General features: G+C 56.9%; 12 protein-coding genes. 11 read left to right on the top strand and 1 reads right to left on the bottom strand.

Annotated elements, in window-relative coordinates; all coding sequences use genetic code 11:
* Positions 1-27: 27 nt before the first annotated feature.
* The gene (locus KHP60_RS25425; RefSeq protein WP_311924622.1) at positions 28-537 is read right to left on the bottom strand and encodes a winged helix DNA-binding protein; all 510 of its coding nucleotides are present in this window, start codon (positions 535-537) and stop codon (positions 28-30) included.
* A 372-nt stretch (positions 538-909) separates the two neighbouring features.
* Between KHP60_RS25425 and KHP60_RS04190 the strand changes: the two genes are divergently transcribed.
* The 11 genes from KHP60_RS04190 (at position 910) to galE (ending at position 16,152) form a co-directional block, all read left to right on the top strand.
* The gene (locus KHP60_RS04190) at positions 910-2,631 is read left to right on the top strand and encodes a type I secretion system permease/ATPase (protein ID WP_213562315.1); all 1,722 of its coding nucleotides are present in this window, start codon (positions 910-912) and stop codon (positions 2,629-2,631) included.
* Positions 2,628-4,016, top strand: coding sequence for an HlyD family type I secretion periplasmic adaptor subunit (locus KHP60_RS04185; protein ID WP_213562314.1), 1,389 nt, complete (start codon positions 2,628-2,630; stop codon positions 4,014-4,016). Before KHP60_RS04190 ends, KHP60_RS04185 begins: the two co-directional genes overlap by 4 nt.
* A gap of 346 nt (positions 4,017-4,362) precedes the next feature.
* A complete protein-coding gene (locus tag KHP60_RS04180) occupies positions 4,363-5,103 on the top strand; it encodes a calcium-binding protein (RefSeq protein ID WP_213562313.1) in 741 nt (246 codons plus the stop codon).
* Positions 5,104-5,179: 76 nt separating this feature from the next.
* Positions 5,180-7,414, top strand: coding sequence for a glycosyltransferase family 2 protein (locus tag KHP60_RS04175; RefSeq protein ID WP_213562312.1), 2,235 nt, complete (start codon positions 5,180-5,182; stop codon positions 7,412-7,414).
* Positions 7,411-8,238 (top strand): class I SAM-dependent methyltransferase, encoded by an 828-nt coding sequence (locus tag KHP60_RS04170; protein ID WP_213562311.1) that lies wholly within the window; start codon positions 7,411-7,413, stop codon positions 8,236-8,238. The genes KHP60_RS04175 and KHP60_RS04170 overlap by 4 nt, the downstream gene beginning before the upstream one ends.
* Positions 8,239-8,243: 5 nt before the next feature.
* Entirely contained in the window at positions 8,244-9,530 is a 1,287-nt protein-coding gene (locus KHP60_RS04165) for a glycosyltransferase family 4 protein (protein ID WP_213562310.1), read from the top strand.
* On the top strand, positions 9,527-10,297 hold the full coding sequence (locus tag KHP60_RS04160) for a hypothetical protein (protein ID WP_213562309.1): 771 nt from the start codon (positions 9,527-9,529) through the stop codon (positions 10,295-10,297). Before KHP60_RS04165 ends, KHP60_RS04160 begins: the two co-directional genes overlap by 4 nt.
* A gap of 53 nt (positions 10,298-10,350) precedes the next feature.
* Entirely contained in the window at positions 10,351-12,540 is a 2,190-nt protein-coding gene (locus tag KHP60_RS04155; RefSeq protein WP_213562308.1) for a hypothetical protein, read from the top strand.
* A gap of 7 nt (positions 12,541-12,547) precedes the next feature.
* The gene (locus tag KHP60_RS04150) at positions 12,548-13,855 is read left to right on the top strand and encodes a glycosyltransferase family 4 protein (protein WP_213562307.1); all 1,308 of its coding nucleotides are present in this window, start codon (positions 12,548-12,550) and stop codon (positions 13,853-13,855) included.
* A 34-nt stretch (positions 13,856-13,889) separates the two neighbouring features.
* Positions 13,890-15,077 (top strand): polysaccharide pyruvyl transferase family protein, encoded by a 1,188-nt coding sequence (locus tag KHP60_RS04145; RefSeq protein WP_213562306.1) that lies wholly within the window; start codon positions 13,890-13,892, stop codon positions 15,075-15,077.
* A gap of 79 nt (positions 15,078-15,156) precedes the next feature.
* Entirely contained in the window at positions 15,157-16,152 is a 996-nt protein-coding gene (gene galE / locus KHP60_RS04140; protein WP_213562366.1) for a UDP-glucose 4-epimerase GalE, read from the top strand.
* Positions 16,153-16,205: the final 53 nt, after the last annotated feature.

Below are 16,205 nucleotides of genomic sequence, written 5' to 3'. Positions count from 1 at the left end.
TGGCCCTGTGCGTGACGACCGATTGAATCACTCGTCGGAGGCGATCCCGCGATAGCGCACAGCATTGCTCCATGCCTGTTCAATGCGCTTGAGCGTCCTAAACGTAGTTTCAAGATCACGGATCTCCGCCTCATTGCGGGCGACAAGCTGCTGATAGGTCTTATCGTTTCGCCGTATCATGTCACACAACTCACGTCCTTTATCCGACAATCGGATGCGGGCGGATCTGCGATCCCGCTCCGAGGCCGTGCGAATCACATACTCGGCTTCGACAAGCCTCTTCAGACTATAGGAGGCATTCGACCCAAGATAATAACCGCGCTCAATCAGGTCACGAACCGACAATTCGCTTGATCCGATCGTGAACAGCATCATCACCTGAGATGGGCTTAGATCGTCGATGCCCGCTTCGATCAAATCGGCCCGTACGAGATCAAGCGAGCGCCGATGCAGCCTCTCAATGACACGAACAATCTCGATATGAGTGATGCCTGCTGGCTCTGCCTGAGGCGTTTCAGGGCCTTCCGCGCGGCTCACGTGCTCGTCACTCCTTCGATAGAGAGCCTGTAATGTAGCATGCAAAGTGGGCTCCGGCTCATCCTGCGTGACAACCCACGGCAAGGAGTTTGATATATTTTGCATGTTATACCCCGTTATCTATCAAATAAATTAGTTCAATATTCGAACTAATTTAGCAGTTCCCTTGGCGTCTAAGGCCCATCCAAAGAGTAGTTTGGATTAAGTGGACGGCCCTTATTGTTGTTTCCTCAGCCAGAGACTTTTTATTGTTCAGCGAATCATACTTTATGGGTAGACGTTCTACCATCTGTGTTTCATAAATCCCTTCGAACAACTTTTAGGCAAAATTTAGATCTGCCGTACCATTGCCTCTTTTGGAGTCACTCCTGCATGAAGAAAACGGCCAATCCGGAAGCTGCCGATCTCATCCACCAGGGACGCAAGGCATTTGCAGCCGGAGTCGTCTATGCTGCCGCACTGAGCGCCGTCATCAATGTGCTCCAGCTGACGGTTCCTCTCTTCATGCTGCAAGTGCATGACCGTGTTGTGAACAGCCAGAGCACGGATACGCTGATCATGCTGATCATCGTATCCGCCATCGGCTTGACGATCTACTGCATCCTCGACTACGTGCGCGCCCTCACCTATCAGGTCATGGCGAGCAAGCTGATCAGGAGGCTGAACCTCCCGGTCCTGGAAGCTGCGATATCTGCTTCCGCGACAAAGGGCATCTCGAAGTCCGGTCAAGTGATCCGCGACCTCAACGACATCCGGTCATTCATCGTCGGAAGCGCTATCAGCGTTCCGTTGGAGGCCTTCTGGGCACCCATCTTTCTGGCCGTTCTTTTCGCCCTTCACTGGCTTTATGGCCTGGTGGCATTGATTTCGGCAATCATCATCATCTCTCTCTCCTTGTTCTCTGATTTTCTGACGCGCAGAGCCATGAAGCGCGCCAACGAATCCTCCATGCAGAATATCGGCGAAATCAGCGGCACTCTTCGTCATGCCGAGGCCATCGAGGCCATGGGAATGCTCCCCGCGCTCTCGGAGCGGTGGCGCCAATCCCAATTGCACACGCAGGATCTCCTGGATGTCATGACCCGCCGGAGCCGTGCCATGTCGTCCGTCACCCGCACCTGTCGATATGCCATGCAGATTGCCGTTCTGTCGATCGGAGCCATCCTGGTCATCCGACAGGAGGCCAGCCCGGGTTCAATGGTTGCCTCGAGCATTATCATGGGCCGCATGCTCCTGCCCTTCGACTCGATGGTCGACGGTTGGCGACAATGGGTCCTCGCGATATCGGCGTGGAAGAATGTGAGCGATATCATCGAGAACCAAGCGCCCAAGCGCGAGACCAAGCCAACACCACGGACCCAGGGCGATCTCACGGTCGACCGCCTGGTCTACGCTCCTCCGGGTTCCGATGTGCCTGTTCTCAAGGGTCTGTCGTTCACCCTATCGCCAGGCGAAGTGCTCGGCATTGTCGGCCCCTCTGCGGCTGGCAAATCTACTCTGGCACGTGCGCTGATTGGCGTGATCAAGCCCACATCCGGCGGCATCTATCTCGATGGCAACAACGTTTATCTGTGGGAGCGCAGTTCGTTCGGCGATATGGTCGGGTATTTACCACAAAGCGTATCCCTCCTCGACGGGACGATCCGAGACAACATCGCCCGGATGCGAGACTCCGACCCGCGATTGGTGCTGGAAGCGGCTCGGCTTGCCGATGTTCACGAATTGATCGGCCGCCTTCCACTTGGATATGATACGCCATTAGGAGACGGCGGCCATGCCCTGTCCGGTGGCCAGCGCCAGCGGATCGGATTGGCCCGGGCAGTCTATGGCAAGCCGCGCCTGATCGTGCTCGACGAGCCGAATTCGAATCTCGATACAGATGGCGAGCGGGCACTCATGCGTACCATCGAGACCCTGCGTGCCGACGGGGCGATGATCATTCTGATCGCCCACCGCCCTTCCATCATGCAAGCCGCCGACAAGCTCATGGTCCTGCAGGAGGGCAGGATCAGCCAGTTCGGCCCGCGAACCTCGGTTGTCAGCGCGATCACCCCCGGCGAGAAGCCGATTGCCGCCGTGAAAGGAAGCGCATGAAGAAGCGTTCGGACCTCGTGGAGCGGACCGCGCCCGCACCTGCCACATACATGGCAGTCGACATCGAAGCTGCAAGAGACCGCTTGCGAAAGCAAGATCGTGGTGAGCCCTCCTATCGCGGACCGGTGATTGCGGGCCTGGCAACGGTCTTTCTCGGCCTCGGCGGCCTCACAACATGGGCCTTCTCGGCACATCTGGACAGCGCTGCGATTGCAACTGCGACTGTCGTGGTCGATTCCAAGCGCAAGACCATCAGCCACCTGGAAGGAGGCATCCTCAAAACCCTGCTTGCTCATGAGGGCGAGATCGTGAAGGCTGGGCAGCCGCTGCTGCGCCTCGACGACACCAGGGCGAGGGCCGAACTTGAGCAATTGCGCTCAAAACGGATCGGCCTTGAGGCGCGGCTTGTGCGCCTGCGGGCCGAGCAGGCGAGCCTGACCGATCTTAGCTTTCCCGATAATCTTCTTCAGGCCGAAGGTCCGACGGCAGAGGAGATTTTGAAGGCCGAAAGAAAGTTCTTCATGGCTAGGCGGGAGATGTTCAATCGCCGCGTCGATATTCATAGAAAGGCCATCGAACAGCAGGTGGCAGAACTCCAGGCCGTTAAATCCCAAACCGATGCCAATACGCGGCAATCGGAACTGCTCGACCGGGAGCTCAAGGCCATCGCGAGCCTTGTCGAGAAAGGCTATGCGCCGCGTCCGCGCCTGACGGAAATGCAAACGCGCGAAAGTCAGCTCCAGGGCGATGCCGGTGAGCTGATCTCCCGCAAGGCTAAGGCGGAACAAGCCAAGGCAGCGGCGGAGCTCGAAATCCTTTCCCTTGGCAATGACTTTCAGCAGCAGGTAGCGTCGGATATTCAAACCGCACAGCTCGAACTGGCTGATACGGTTGGGCGGATAGACGCTGCGACGGATGTCCTGCGCCGCGTTGAGATCGTCTCACCGGAGAGAGGTGTTGTGACCAACATCCGCTCACACACCCTGGGCAGCGTCATTGCCGCCGGCCAACCGATCCTCGACATCGTGCCGGAGAATGAACCATTGATCGTCGAGGCGAAGATCGGCCTCCGCGACGTCGATTCCGTTCGTATCGGAGCGCCCGTCCAGATTCGGCTGACCGCCTATAACAGCCGCAGCACTCCGCCTCTTGCGGGAAAGCTGACCTACCTGTCAGCCGACCAACAGATGGACGACCGCAACAACTACGCCTATTTCGTCGCTCGCGCCGAGATCCATCCGGAAAGCCTCAAGGCGAACCCAAAAGCGGTTCTCTATCCTGGGATGCCGGCAGAGGTGCTGATCATCAACAAGCCCAGACGCGCGATCGACTATCTCCTCAGCCCAATTACCGAAAGCTTCGATCGGGCCTTCCGAGAGGAATAAGCCAGTCGGGCCCATTTCTTTGGCGAGAACCAAAGCCGACGCCGTCGCTGCGCGCCGAGCTTCTACTCGCGCGCATGACATTTCGAGTTTCAAACTAAACAAGCATTATTAAACAAGCACAACCGGACAATAACGACCCTTTTATCTTACTACAACATCCCAAAATCAAAATACTACTTTATGATTTACAATTAATACTTATTGCTCTACTTGATTCAGCACCGGGACCCTCGTAGCAAGAATATACTCCCGGAAATCTCCTTGCGCCGACGGCGCTTTATTTTGGCTCGAACATGCAACCGGGCCCGTAGCGGATTATCCGGTGCTCACAACAAGGATGAAAGATATGGCGACTATTGGTGGTGGAGCCGCAAACGATGCCTTGAATGGCACCTCCGGTGCCGACGTGATCTTCGGCAACGGCGGTGACGACCTCATCCTCGGCGGCGGCGACAGCGATGCGCTCATCGGCGGAACCGGATCCGACGTCCTCTTTGGCGGCTCTGGCGATGATTGGATCTCCGGCGGCGCCGACGATGACGTTCTGTTCGGTGGCGTCGGCGCTGACGTCCTACAAGGCGATGGCGGAAACGACATTCTGTTCGGCGGCAACAGCGATGACATTCTGCTCGGCGGTGTCGGGGACGACTATCTCCGCGGCGGCAACGGCAATGACATCCTACGCGGCGGCGACGGCAGCGACATCCTCGAAGGGGGGTCTGGCGATGACCTTCTTCAGGGCGGTGCAGGCGACGATATCCTACGCGGCGGTTCCGGTGCAGATATCCTGGACGGCGGCGCAGGCGACGACGTGCTTCATGGCGGCGCGGGTGGCGACACCTTCGTCTTCAGCGGCGGCGGCGGCAACGACGTCGTTCTCGACTTCAAGGCGGGGCAAGATATTCTGCAGATCTCCAAGGGGATCAACGGGACCGACATTGCCTCTGCCGACGATCTCACGGACCGGGTCCAACAGGTCGGCAACAATACGATTGTCGACCTTGGGAATGGCGACACGATCACCCTCGTGAATGTGAACGCCGACGACGTCAACAGCAATCCGAGCGACTATTTCTCAGTTCACTAACCTGCAATTTCAGCAAAGCACGGGTGTCGCGGAAATCTCCGCGACACCCACTGATTCATATGGAGACAGAGAAGCGATGGCGGAGCTTGCAGTGCTCACATCACCGGCGGATGATCTTGCTCCTCCGAAAGTTTCATCCCTTGGACACAATGTCGTCCTGCTCACCTGGGATGTGCCTCACACCACAAAAATCACCTCACCCACGTTGGCGAGCGACGGCGAAGACATTTGGCCTCTCGCATCTCTCCGCCTCCCCTCGACTGGTGGCGGCATTCGCCTCTTCTGGGTTTTTCAACGCCCCGCCGCAGGACAGATCACTGTAGACCTTTCCCTTGAAGGGATCGGAATCAGGACGGAAGTTACCATTGGGTCAGGAGCAAGCATTACCTCGGTAGAGCCCGAACAGATGATCGAAGGAATCGACAAGCATGGCTGCGTCGCTCTCGTATCAGCCCTGTTCAACGTATGGGGCGTCATGTTCCGTCTTCAACGGGACAGGATATTCATCGAGATTTTGGAAGGCCTACTCTCAGAGATTGCGCCCGCGCCCGGCCAAGTTGTCGCAGTAGCGACGATTGCCGATGATTTCATTCTGGCAAGAACATCGCTCATATCAGGCTTCGGAAAGGTCGACGCGATCTACACGTTCGGAAGACATGGACCGACCCGCATTCATGCCCTGCCCTACAGGACTCCCGATGTAAGGGGCGGGCGAGACATCATCCATTTTGTTATAGACCGTAGCCGAATCCCCTCTGATGCATCGTTCCTCATCTTGATCGGTCCCGGAGGATTGTCTGTCCGGCGCATGTTCAGACATGACGCACGTCCACCGTCGATCGAACGTTGGTTCCGCGAGCAGGCCCAAGCAGCATCTGGCTTGCGCGAGCATATCCTGCTGGAAATCGTCGACCGATCCACGGCAGGGCCGGCTTACGCACTCGAGCTGCAACTGCGCTCACCCGTGCGACCTCGACGAATTGCGAGCGATCTCGCGACACCATCGGCCGAGATTCTATCTGCGCTAGCAACATCTGCCGGAACCCTGGTAACGGGGTGGTACCGCGACCCGGCCGGCCTCTTCGCGGGAATCGAGTCCATCAGCCCGGACAACGGCGTACAGGATCTGACAGCAGATCTTCGTACCTTTTCCGTTGAAGTCGCAGGTCCTAGGGATGGATCACGCCTTGCCGCAACAGGCTTCGCCGTACGTGCGCGTTCGACTCCTGGATCGGAACATATCCTGCAGCCGCGTTTTCATCTTCGCCTGAAGTCGGGTGCACGACACGTCCTCGTGCCGAAACTCCAGCCGGCCGACCCGGTTGCCGCTCGCGCGGCCGCATTGCGGGCAATCCCGGCACAGCATGTCGATCAATCCGTTCTGACGCAGATTCTAAGCCCCGTGATTGCAAACCTTCACGAGCAATCCAAAGCAAGAATCGGCCGACCTACGCTCCGAACTATCGGAACACCTCTGCACCGGCCGAAGGTGTCGGTGATCGTTCCTCTCTATAAGAATCTGGAGTTTCTCCGATTCCAAGTTGCGGCCTTTGCTGCCGATTCATCGTTCCGTGCGAGCGCAGAATTGATCTACGTCCTCGACTCACCCGAGCAGGCCCAGGAAGTCGAGCACCTGCTGGGTGGTCTCAATCTTGTCTATGGCATGCCTATTGTCCTTGTCGTCATGGAAAGGAACGGTGGCTACGCGCGCGCGAACAACGTTGGTGCGTCAGTTGCTCAAGGCGAGGTTCTGGCGCTCGTCAACTCCGACGTCATCCCTGTCATTCCCGGCTGGCTTGAGAGGTTGGCCGGGCGTTTGGGTGGACGCCGTCGTATTGGCGCCGTCGGTCCGAAGCTTCTATTTGAAGACGGATCAATTCAGCATGCTGGCATGTATTTCTCGCAAGATCATCGCGGATACTGGCTCAATCAGCACTTTCATAAGGGCATGCCTCGCGATTACGCCCCAGCCTGTGAGGAGCGCATCGTTCCCGCAGTGACCGGGGCCTGCCTCGTGACGTCGAGATCCGTGTTCGAAAGCGTTGGCGGTTTCACAGAAGACTATGTGGTCGGGGATTACGAGGACAGCGATCTTTGCCTTAAAATTACCATGGCAGAACGCAAGATCGCATATGTCCCCGACATCGAACTCTATCATCTTGAGCGTCGATCGATGTCTCTCAATGCCGAGTACATGCGCGGAATTGCTTGGCAGTACAACTGCGCCCTTCATACGGAGCGCTGGCGTGATCTCATGATTGCAGCGATGCACGCTGGACGTCCTCGCAAAGGAAAGAGTATCGCAATATGAATGTGCAGATCGAATTTTCGGACGCCTCGGGTACTCTGAAGCTCCCTGCCGATGCGGAATTCGGCCTCAGCCGATTGATGGAGGAAATCTCTCAGAATAATTCGCTGCCGGCTCCGCCACCCGAGAACGTTTTCGTCGGTGATGGCGACTACCGCGCAATCGGCGTAGAGTATCTCGGCCACTTCGTCCGCATCGGCGGGCTCACGCCGTTCGAATCCGTCCTCGACATCGGAAGCGGCATCGGCAGGATGGCTGTTCCCTTGACGCAGTATCTGGACCCGAAAACTGCCTTCTATGAGGGCATCGACCCTGTGAACTCTGGCGTTGAGTGGTGTGTGCAGAACATCACCTCAGTCTACCCGAACTTCCGGTTCTGTCGTGTGGATGTTGCTCACGATCTCTATAATCCAGGCGGGACAATCTCTGGCCAGGACATTGTCCTGCCATTTGCAGATGCGAAGTTCGATTTCGTGACGATGGTATCCGTCGCAACCCACCTGCCGGAAGCGGAGATTTCCGCTTACGCTCACGAGGTCATGAGATTGTTGGCACCTGGCGGACGATTGTTTCTGACCGCGTTTGTTGTGGCACCAGGAGATTTGGACAGACCGGCGGCCCGCCCTCGCTTCAACCCAGGTACACAGCCTGGCACATGGTTCGGCGACCCTTCGGCCCCTCTCGGCGCAATCGGCTTCGATGCTGGTATTATCGAGGGCATCCTGAAACGCGCGGGGCTCAAGATCCAGCGCCTCAGTCTCGGTCACTGGCGGGGAATTGAGAGCAATCATTACCAGGATGTCATCATCGCGATTAAGCCGGAGTAGATCATTTGACTACACGTGTACTTGTCGTTGCTCATAATCATCCGAACTTCCACCCCGGCGGGACGGAAATCTTTGCCCATGATCTCTTCAGCGAGTATCGATCGCGTCCGGATGTGACGGCTCTGTTTCTGGCAGCGACGAACAATCTTCATCGCGGGCAACGACCGGGGACTAGCTTCCAATCACCGGGAGATGCCGCCGACGAAGTCGTCATGTGGTGCGGGCACTTCGATCAACTCAACTTGAGCCAGATCGACAGTTACGGTGTCGTCCCTCATATCGTCAGTTTGCTCGAGGACTTCCGGCCCGATATCGTTCATATCCATCATGTTTTGCTCATCGGAGTGGAGTTCATAGCGCTGGTACGTCGCATTCTGCCAGACGCTCGGATCGTCATGACGCTTCATGACTACTACCCGATATGCGCTCATGATGGATTGATGATGCGGACGAAGGGAAGGGAAAGGTGTGACCGCGCGACTCCGAACCGCTGCAACGGATGCTTTCCTGACGTCGCGGCAGACAGATTTCTCCTACGTGAGAAATACATCCAAACTCACTTCGGTCAGGTTCACCGTTTCATTGCTCCGAGCCGATTCATCAAGGAACGCTTCGTGAGCTGGGGGCTCTCGCCGGACTCGATTGAGGTTGTTGCTAACGGACGCCCGGCCACAGTGCCGGCAGCCCATCGACGCACGGATTCGGGCAGACGATCCGTGTTCGGTTACTTCGGCAACCTAAATCCCTGGAAGGGTATCCCGACTCTGCTGAAGGCGACCCAGCGCTTGGTTGAGGAGGGCTTTGATGATTTCGAGCTCCGTCTGCACGGTGGTGCGCCATTTCAGTCAAACACGTTTGTCGAGGAAATCGACAAACTTATCGCGAAGACCGAGCCTCATGTCGTGAGGCTTGGACCATACAGTCGTGAGGATATCTTGAATCTGATGACTGCAGTCGATTGGGTGGTGGTCCCGTCGATCTGGTGGGAAAATGCTCCCTTAGTCATACAAGAAGCATTCATTCACCGGCGGCCTGTTCTCGTGAGCGGAATCGGCGGAATGGCGGAAGCTGTTCGGGACGGGATTGACGGTCTGCACGTACGGCCGGACGATCCGGTGTCTCTTGCCAGCGCCATGCGAAAAGCTATCGAGACACCCGGCCTCTGGGATAGTCTCGCAGCGAGGATCAATCCGCCCGCCGATATGACAGTCGTCGCAGAGCGTCACCTTGCTCTCTATCGCGACCTTCTGAGAGGCGCCGAGATCATTGAACTCAAGGCAGATGCGGCATGAGCACAGCACAGCCTAACAATGTGACGGCCGTAGCGACAACGCCAAGCAACACGCAGCTTCAAGGCCGTGTGGACGCGATCGAGGGTCGCCGCCTGTTTGGATGGGTCTGGGATCGCTCCCGCCCCACAGAGCGACTTCAGGTGCGTGTCATTGTGAAGGGGCAGACCGTTTCGTCGGCCACAGCCGACATGCCTCGGATCGACCTGCGCCGCAACGGGATTGGCGACGGCGGCTACGCCTTCGAGATCGATCTCCCTGACGCCACCGATCAGGAAGCGGCTGACTTCTCTGTCACCGCAGTATCCCCTTCGACCGGCGAGGAGCTTGTTTTACGCTCGCCTAGCCAGGATGAGCGTATCGCCGAGGCCGCGCTCAATGCGCCGCTCAACCGCGTGTTCGATCGACTGGAACTGCTCATAGAGGCACAACGTCGGTCGCAGGTTTTGCAACGCGAAGTCGTTGAGGTTCTTCGCAGCTCTTCTGATCAGATCAACGACATTGTTGGCAAGGATGCCGGTATCATAGCAGCCCTTGATGTCGTGCGCGTCAATCAGTCCGACCTCGCTACTAAGGTATCCGATATGGAGATCTTCCATATGCGCTTCGACAGAATCCTTTCGGATTTCGAAAGGCAGATTGAAGATCTAGGCTCCTCTGTCGATCGTCCAATGCGAAGAGCGGTCGCTCTTCTGATCGGTTTCGGGGGGATCTCTGCCGCAAGCGCTATCGCAGCACTCGTCGTCCTTCTGCGTCACTCTCCTTGGTAACTCGAAACTTGGCACGTACTGACACAATCATCGAAATATACACCAGGAATACAATGCAATTTGATACGCAGACGGCGCAAGAGCTCCGCGATCTCCCTCTCGACGGCGAGAGCGCGCTTGTCACTCCGATTGGGGGAGACCTTGCGCTGATCGCCGGCGTGGCCGATGCAATGACGGACAATGTCGAGGCCTTGCTGAATGGCGATCCTTCCATGTCCATGAAGGCCGAGACTGTCTATTGGGTCCGCAAGGATGCGCCTCCAGATGCTGCCATTGGCTTTGTGGCCATTGTTCCGATCCGATTGGCAAGCAAGGTTCGCCTGCGTTCGATCGTCATGCGCCGCAGTAGGCAGCCGATTCGCTACACTTTGATCAGACCAGCAGTGCCCCTTCCCGTATTGATCCAGAGCATCTCCGCTGACGCTGGAGATCGATCCTCATACGTGGTTGACCGAATCGTTCAAACCTTGATCAGCGGGAAAGCCAATCAGAAGCGATTGGATGCGGTCCTATCGGTTCTAGCGGCGGCAGCCCCCAATGACGGCTGGATTGAAGTAATCGGCTCGGTCGATACGGGCCAGGCCTTTCTGCAGGGTTGGGCGTCCGATCTTCCTTGCGACTCGGTACGCGTTCTTGCAGTGCACGAGGAACTTCTCGCCGGTGAGTTCAACTCTGCTTCGGTCCCGCGCAGTGATTTGGGAGAGAAGGGCAAAGGCTTCGTAGGTCTGCTCGATACCGGCAAGTCCGCCGTCAATCCTGGCGAGCTCAAGAAGCTCTTCTTCCGTGGAAAGGACGGATGGCGGACGCTCGATGTCTATGACCGCCGCGTTCTTTTGTCTTCGACCGACGTGCCCGCCCATATCCGCGATGGTCTGCTCCATGCGCGTGCGAATGCTGATACGATATTGGCCCTGCGACGTGCGGGAGAGCGCTTCGACGGACGAGATACTGTGTCGGATCTCAAAGTCCCGGTTCGCATCGGTATGGATATGGTCGTCGAGGTGCCAGGTGGAGGAATTCTGGTCGCAGGTTGGATGCTCGACCCGGATGGTCATGTGGATTCCCTCACCTTGCGTGTCGGCTCTAACAGGCAGCGCATCGACGATACCTGGACCCGACTTCCGCGCGCAGACGTATCAGTGGCATTCCAGCACAACAACCTTTTCGCCGGACGCCTTGATCCGATCCGAAATGATTGCGGTTTCCTGGCATTTGTCCCTGCCCCCCCTTCCCTGGCCGAGACGCCGGTCTATTTCGAAATGGCTATAGGGGAAACCTTCGCCTTCTATCCTCTCACGCCCCTCCGAAGCATGTCTCGCCGATCTCTGGAGAAATTGATCTCACCTCTCGACCCACGGACGGCAGCCGCCGGCGCTGCGATCGAGCGTCATATCGGACCGATGATGCAAGCGATGGCCTCGCCGGCACCCAGTGTCATCGAGATCCGCGACTTCGATTTCAGCGATATCGAGGTCGGCAAGGCTCTGGTTGTGGGGGCAGGCGCGGATGTCGAAGAAGCATCTGTGACATTGTCTCTTCTCGCGCTGGATGCCGAGACAAGGGAAATGCCGATCATCGTCTCCGTCCCCATCGAAGCCTTCGACAGCATTGCACCGGAGGCGGAACGGCTGTCTCGCTTCTATGGGATCAAGGTTCGCGTTATCGGGGCAACGGGCGTTCAGGATGCCTGTGACGCGTTTGAGGCTGCGATTCGAGTAACGAAAGCAGAAACGTTGATCTTTCTCGCGGCAGGAGTTCTGCCGCGCCAGCCAGGATGGATTTCATCGTTGGAACGCGCCTATCGCAATCGTAGCGGCAAGGCATTAGTGAGTCCCACGATCCTCTACGAGGACAATTCCATTCGCTTCGCAGGCACTTGGCTCGATACCGGAGCACAGAAACTTGTCGATCGGTATATTGGATACCCGCGTGATGTGGTGCAGGGGTCGCAGCCAACGGAGGTCATCGCAGGTTCCCTAGCGTGCTGCATCGTTTCGCGTGAGTCCATCGAGACTGCCGGAGGGTTTACCCGGTCCTATCTGAGTGCCAGCGAAAAGGGTCGCGATCTCTGCCTGAAGATGAGACTTGGAGGTACGCCTGCCGTTTGGCTGCCGGATGTCGAGATGATCTCGGCCGACAGTGACGTCAGCACGTCGGCTCTTCCCCTACATCGATTGGCGCAGAAGATCGACCGCTGGAGTTTCGACCGAAAGTGGTCGCTCCTCATCAACAACATGAGGTAGTAGAATAATGTCCAAGCATTCTCCCCGCGTTCTCATCGTCTCCCACGGGCATCCGAGCTTCTCTCTCGGAGGAGCTGAGATTGCTGCCTATAACCTCCACAAGGGCCTTAACCGCATAGGTGATATCGAATCCCGCTTCTTCGCCCGCGTAGGCCACCCGGTCGCCCGGCATAGTGGAACGGCTCTCATGAGCCTTCGACAGACAGAGGGTGAATTCCTCTACCACGCTGACGAGTACGACCACTTTCTCCTTTCCAACCGCAACACGGAGGAAATCGAGCGCGATTTCCTCCGCGTCCTGAGAGACCTGAGGCCCGAGGTCGTTCACTTTCATCACTTTATCGGCCTTGGTCTCGAGATGATCTATGCTGTTCGCCGGGCTCTCCCGGATTGCGTGATAGTGATCACCTTCCATGAGTTCCTCTCGATATGCAGCCATCATGGGCAAATGGTGAAGACGGGCGGCACCAAACTATGCCACAGGGCATCGCCGTCAGACTGCAATGCCTGCTTTCCCGAGATTTCTCCGGCACGTTTCCTGCGTCGTGAACATTTCATACGCGGACTGCTGGATGTTGCCGATTTTTTCGTGTCACCCAGTCAGTTCCTTGTCGACCGTTACGTCGATTGGGGTCTGGATCGCTCACGCTTCATCGTCATCGAAAATGGTCTCGACATTGCCGAGCCAGCACCTCCAAGGAGCCTTCCCCAAGAAGGAGGACGGCGGTCCCGGTTCGGCTATTTCGGTCAGATCACGCAATTCAAGGGCGTCGATATTCTTCTCGACGCGGTTACCTGCATTCCGGACGCGGTCTGGGGCGATGACGCCCAGCTGATGATCTTCGGAGGCAATCTAGAACGGCAACCTGAACCGTTCCAGGAGAAAATCAGGAAGCTGGTGGAACGTGCAGGGTCGCGGGTCCGCTTCTACGGCGCCTATCAGAACAGCGAGATGCCGCGCCTGATGCGCTCGATCGACTGGACGATCATTCCCTCCATCTGGTGGGAGAACTCACCGATCGTGATCCAGGAAGCCTTCTTTCATGGTCGCCCTATGATCTGCAGCAATATCGGCGGGATGGCAGAAAAGATAACCGACGGCGTCAACGGATTGCACTTCCGGGTCGGCTCATCTCAGGATCTCGTTGACTGCATGACTCAAGCGCTAACCGCGCCGAAACTTTGGGAAAATCTGCGCGCGGGCATCCAACCGCCAATCAACTATGAAGATTGCGCACGGCAGCATCTGGACCTTTATCAGGAACTTGCCACGAAAAGGGCGACGGCCTCCTCGGCTGTCGCCCTCACGGCCTAATGGTCTTGGCGCAAACAAACTCGGAGACAATTCAGTGAAACGTATCCTCGTCATCAGCCCTTCTGGCGAAGTCTACAACCACGACAATGTCCGTTGGTATAGGCATAAGGAGATCCAGCGCAGCATCAATCATTATCACAACATTGGCGACGCGTTCGTCTTCGACTCTTCGCTGAAGCTTCTGAATTACGACAAGCTCGACGCATTGGAGATCGCCAATCCTGATCTCACTCAGATCGATCGCATCAACGCCGAGTATGATTACGTGTTTCTTCGGGGGTCAAACTATGTACACAAGGACATGGTGTGGAACCAAGCGATTGACGTTTTGAAGAAGCTCAAGATCCCGGTTGTCGCCTGGGGCATTGGGGCTCAGGCGCCGGTCAAGGGCAAGATCGAACTCTCGGAAGAGACCAAGACGGTCCTTCGCATGATGGCTGATTCCACCACATCCATTGGCGTGCGGGGAGCCTATTCGGCGCAGGTCCTCTGGGATCTCGGAATCAAGAACATCCGCATCGTGGGTTGTCCAACTGCATTCCGCCGGAACAATCCGGACCTCAACATTCAGCTGCCGCCTCTCGAGAGCATCCGGACCGCAGGCATTACTGTTCGCCGTGAGGTATCATCCACCTATGCTCGCGACATCAAGCAGTACCTGACGTTCCACCGAGATCTCGTGAAGAGCTTGGCGACGCGATTCGATGTGGTGTTGATGGCACAAGGTGAGATTGAGGAAAAGAAAATAGTCCTCGGCACGGCGGAGCAACGGGAGGAGGCATTCGCAGCCCTACGGGCCGACAAGCAAGTCAACGAGTGGTATCTCGACGATACCATGGAGAAGCTGCACAGAGAAAGATTGTTCTACTCTGACGTAGTCGCCGATTATGAGGCTCTTGTTCAGCAGAAAGATCTCGTCCTCGGATATCGTCTTCACGGCAACCTGATGGCTCTGGCCAATGGTATTCCGTCAATCTACTTCACCTATGACAGCCGGACCGTCGAATTCGCCGAAACTTACCAGATTCCAAGCTTCGATGTGTTCTCAGGCAAAGAGTTCAATCTCGATGAGTATTGGGACCAGTCACTCTTCGACAGGTTCAATCGAGCATACCACCACACTTACCGCGAGATGCACCAGTTTCTCGTTGAGAACGGGGCAGACACGAAGATGCTCCCCGTAATGAGGCAGCCGGAGTTCCGACAACTGGAAGCAGCTTAGTTGTCTCTCAGGGATGACCGCCGATCTGCGGCATCCCTTCCGCTTTCCCGAAGTCGTAGCCGAGAACAAGAGGTCAGTCATGACTGTGTTGGTAACGGGTGGTGCTGGCTATATCGGAAGCCACATGGTTCTGGCGCTGGTCGACGCCGGAAAGGATATCGTCCTCCTGGATGACCTCAGCACCGGCTTTGAGTGGATGGTCCACCCTTCGGCAACCTTCATTGAAGGGGATGTGGGCGACGAGGCTCTCGTCACAGATATCATACAAGGGCATGACATCAGGGCTATTGCACACTTTGCCGGTTCGATCGTAGTTCCGGAATCCGTCGCGGATCCATTGGGCTACTATCTCAACAACACCGTCAGATCGCGATCTCTCATCAGTGCGGCGGTACGGAACGGTGTCGAACAGTTTCTCTTTTCTTCGACGGCCGCGGTCTACGGCGACGCCAAACAGAGCCCGATCTCCGAAACGACAAGCCTCAATCCGGTCTCACCTTATGGTACCTCGAAGCTTATGACGGAGATGATGCTGCGCGATGTGGCACGTGCGCATCCCCTGCGCTTTGTAGCCCTTCGGTATTTCAACGTTGCCGGTGCCGACCCTCAAGGTCGGAGCGGGCAAAGTACGCGGCAGGCGACGCATCTCATCAAGGTGGCGACCCAAGCAGCTCTGGGCGAGAGGTCTCATCTCGACATATTCGGAACCGATTACCCGACTCCCGACGGCACATGCCTGCGCGACTACATCCATGTCTCCGACTTGGCTCATGCCCATACGCTCGCTCTCGATTATCTCGACGCAGGCGCGGACAGCATTGTTCTCAACTGCGGTTATGGCCGTGGATACTCCGTTCTTGAAGTCGTCGAGGCCGTTAAGCGGGTATCTGGTGTCGACTTTGCCGTGGACCTTTCTGCGCGGCGCCCCGGAGATCCCGCGACGCTGATTGCAAGCGTGGCTCAGATTCATGAGGTCTTGAAATGGTCTCCGAAGTTCGACGACCTGGAAGCGATCATCCGCCACGCATTGGCATGGGAGAACGGCCTGAAGCTTCGCGGAGCGGAAGCGGCCTAGTGGGGATCACAACACTGAGTATTGCGCACTCGTACAAGACCACCCCCGTAGGC

Source organism: Microvirga sp. 3-52 (assembly GCF_018383585.1).
Classification (GTDB): domain Bacteria; phylum Pseudomonadota; class Alphaproteobacteria; order Rhizobiales; family Beijerinckiaceae; genus Microvirga.
Note: the sequence above shows the minus strand (reverse complement) of the source record. Positions and strands in the feature narration are given on the sequence as shown.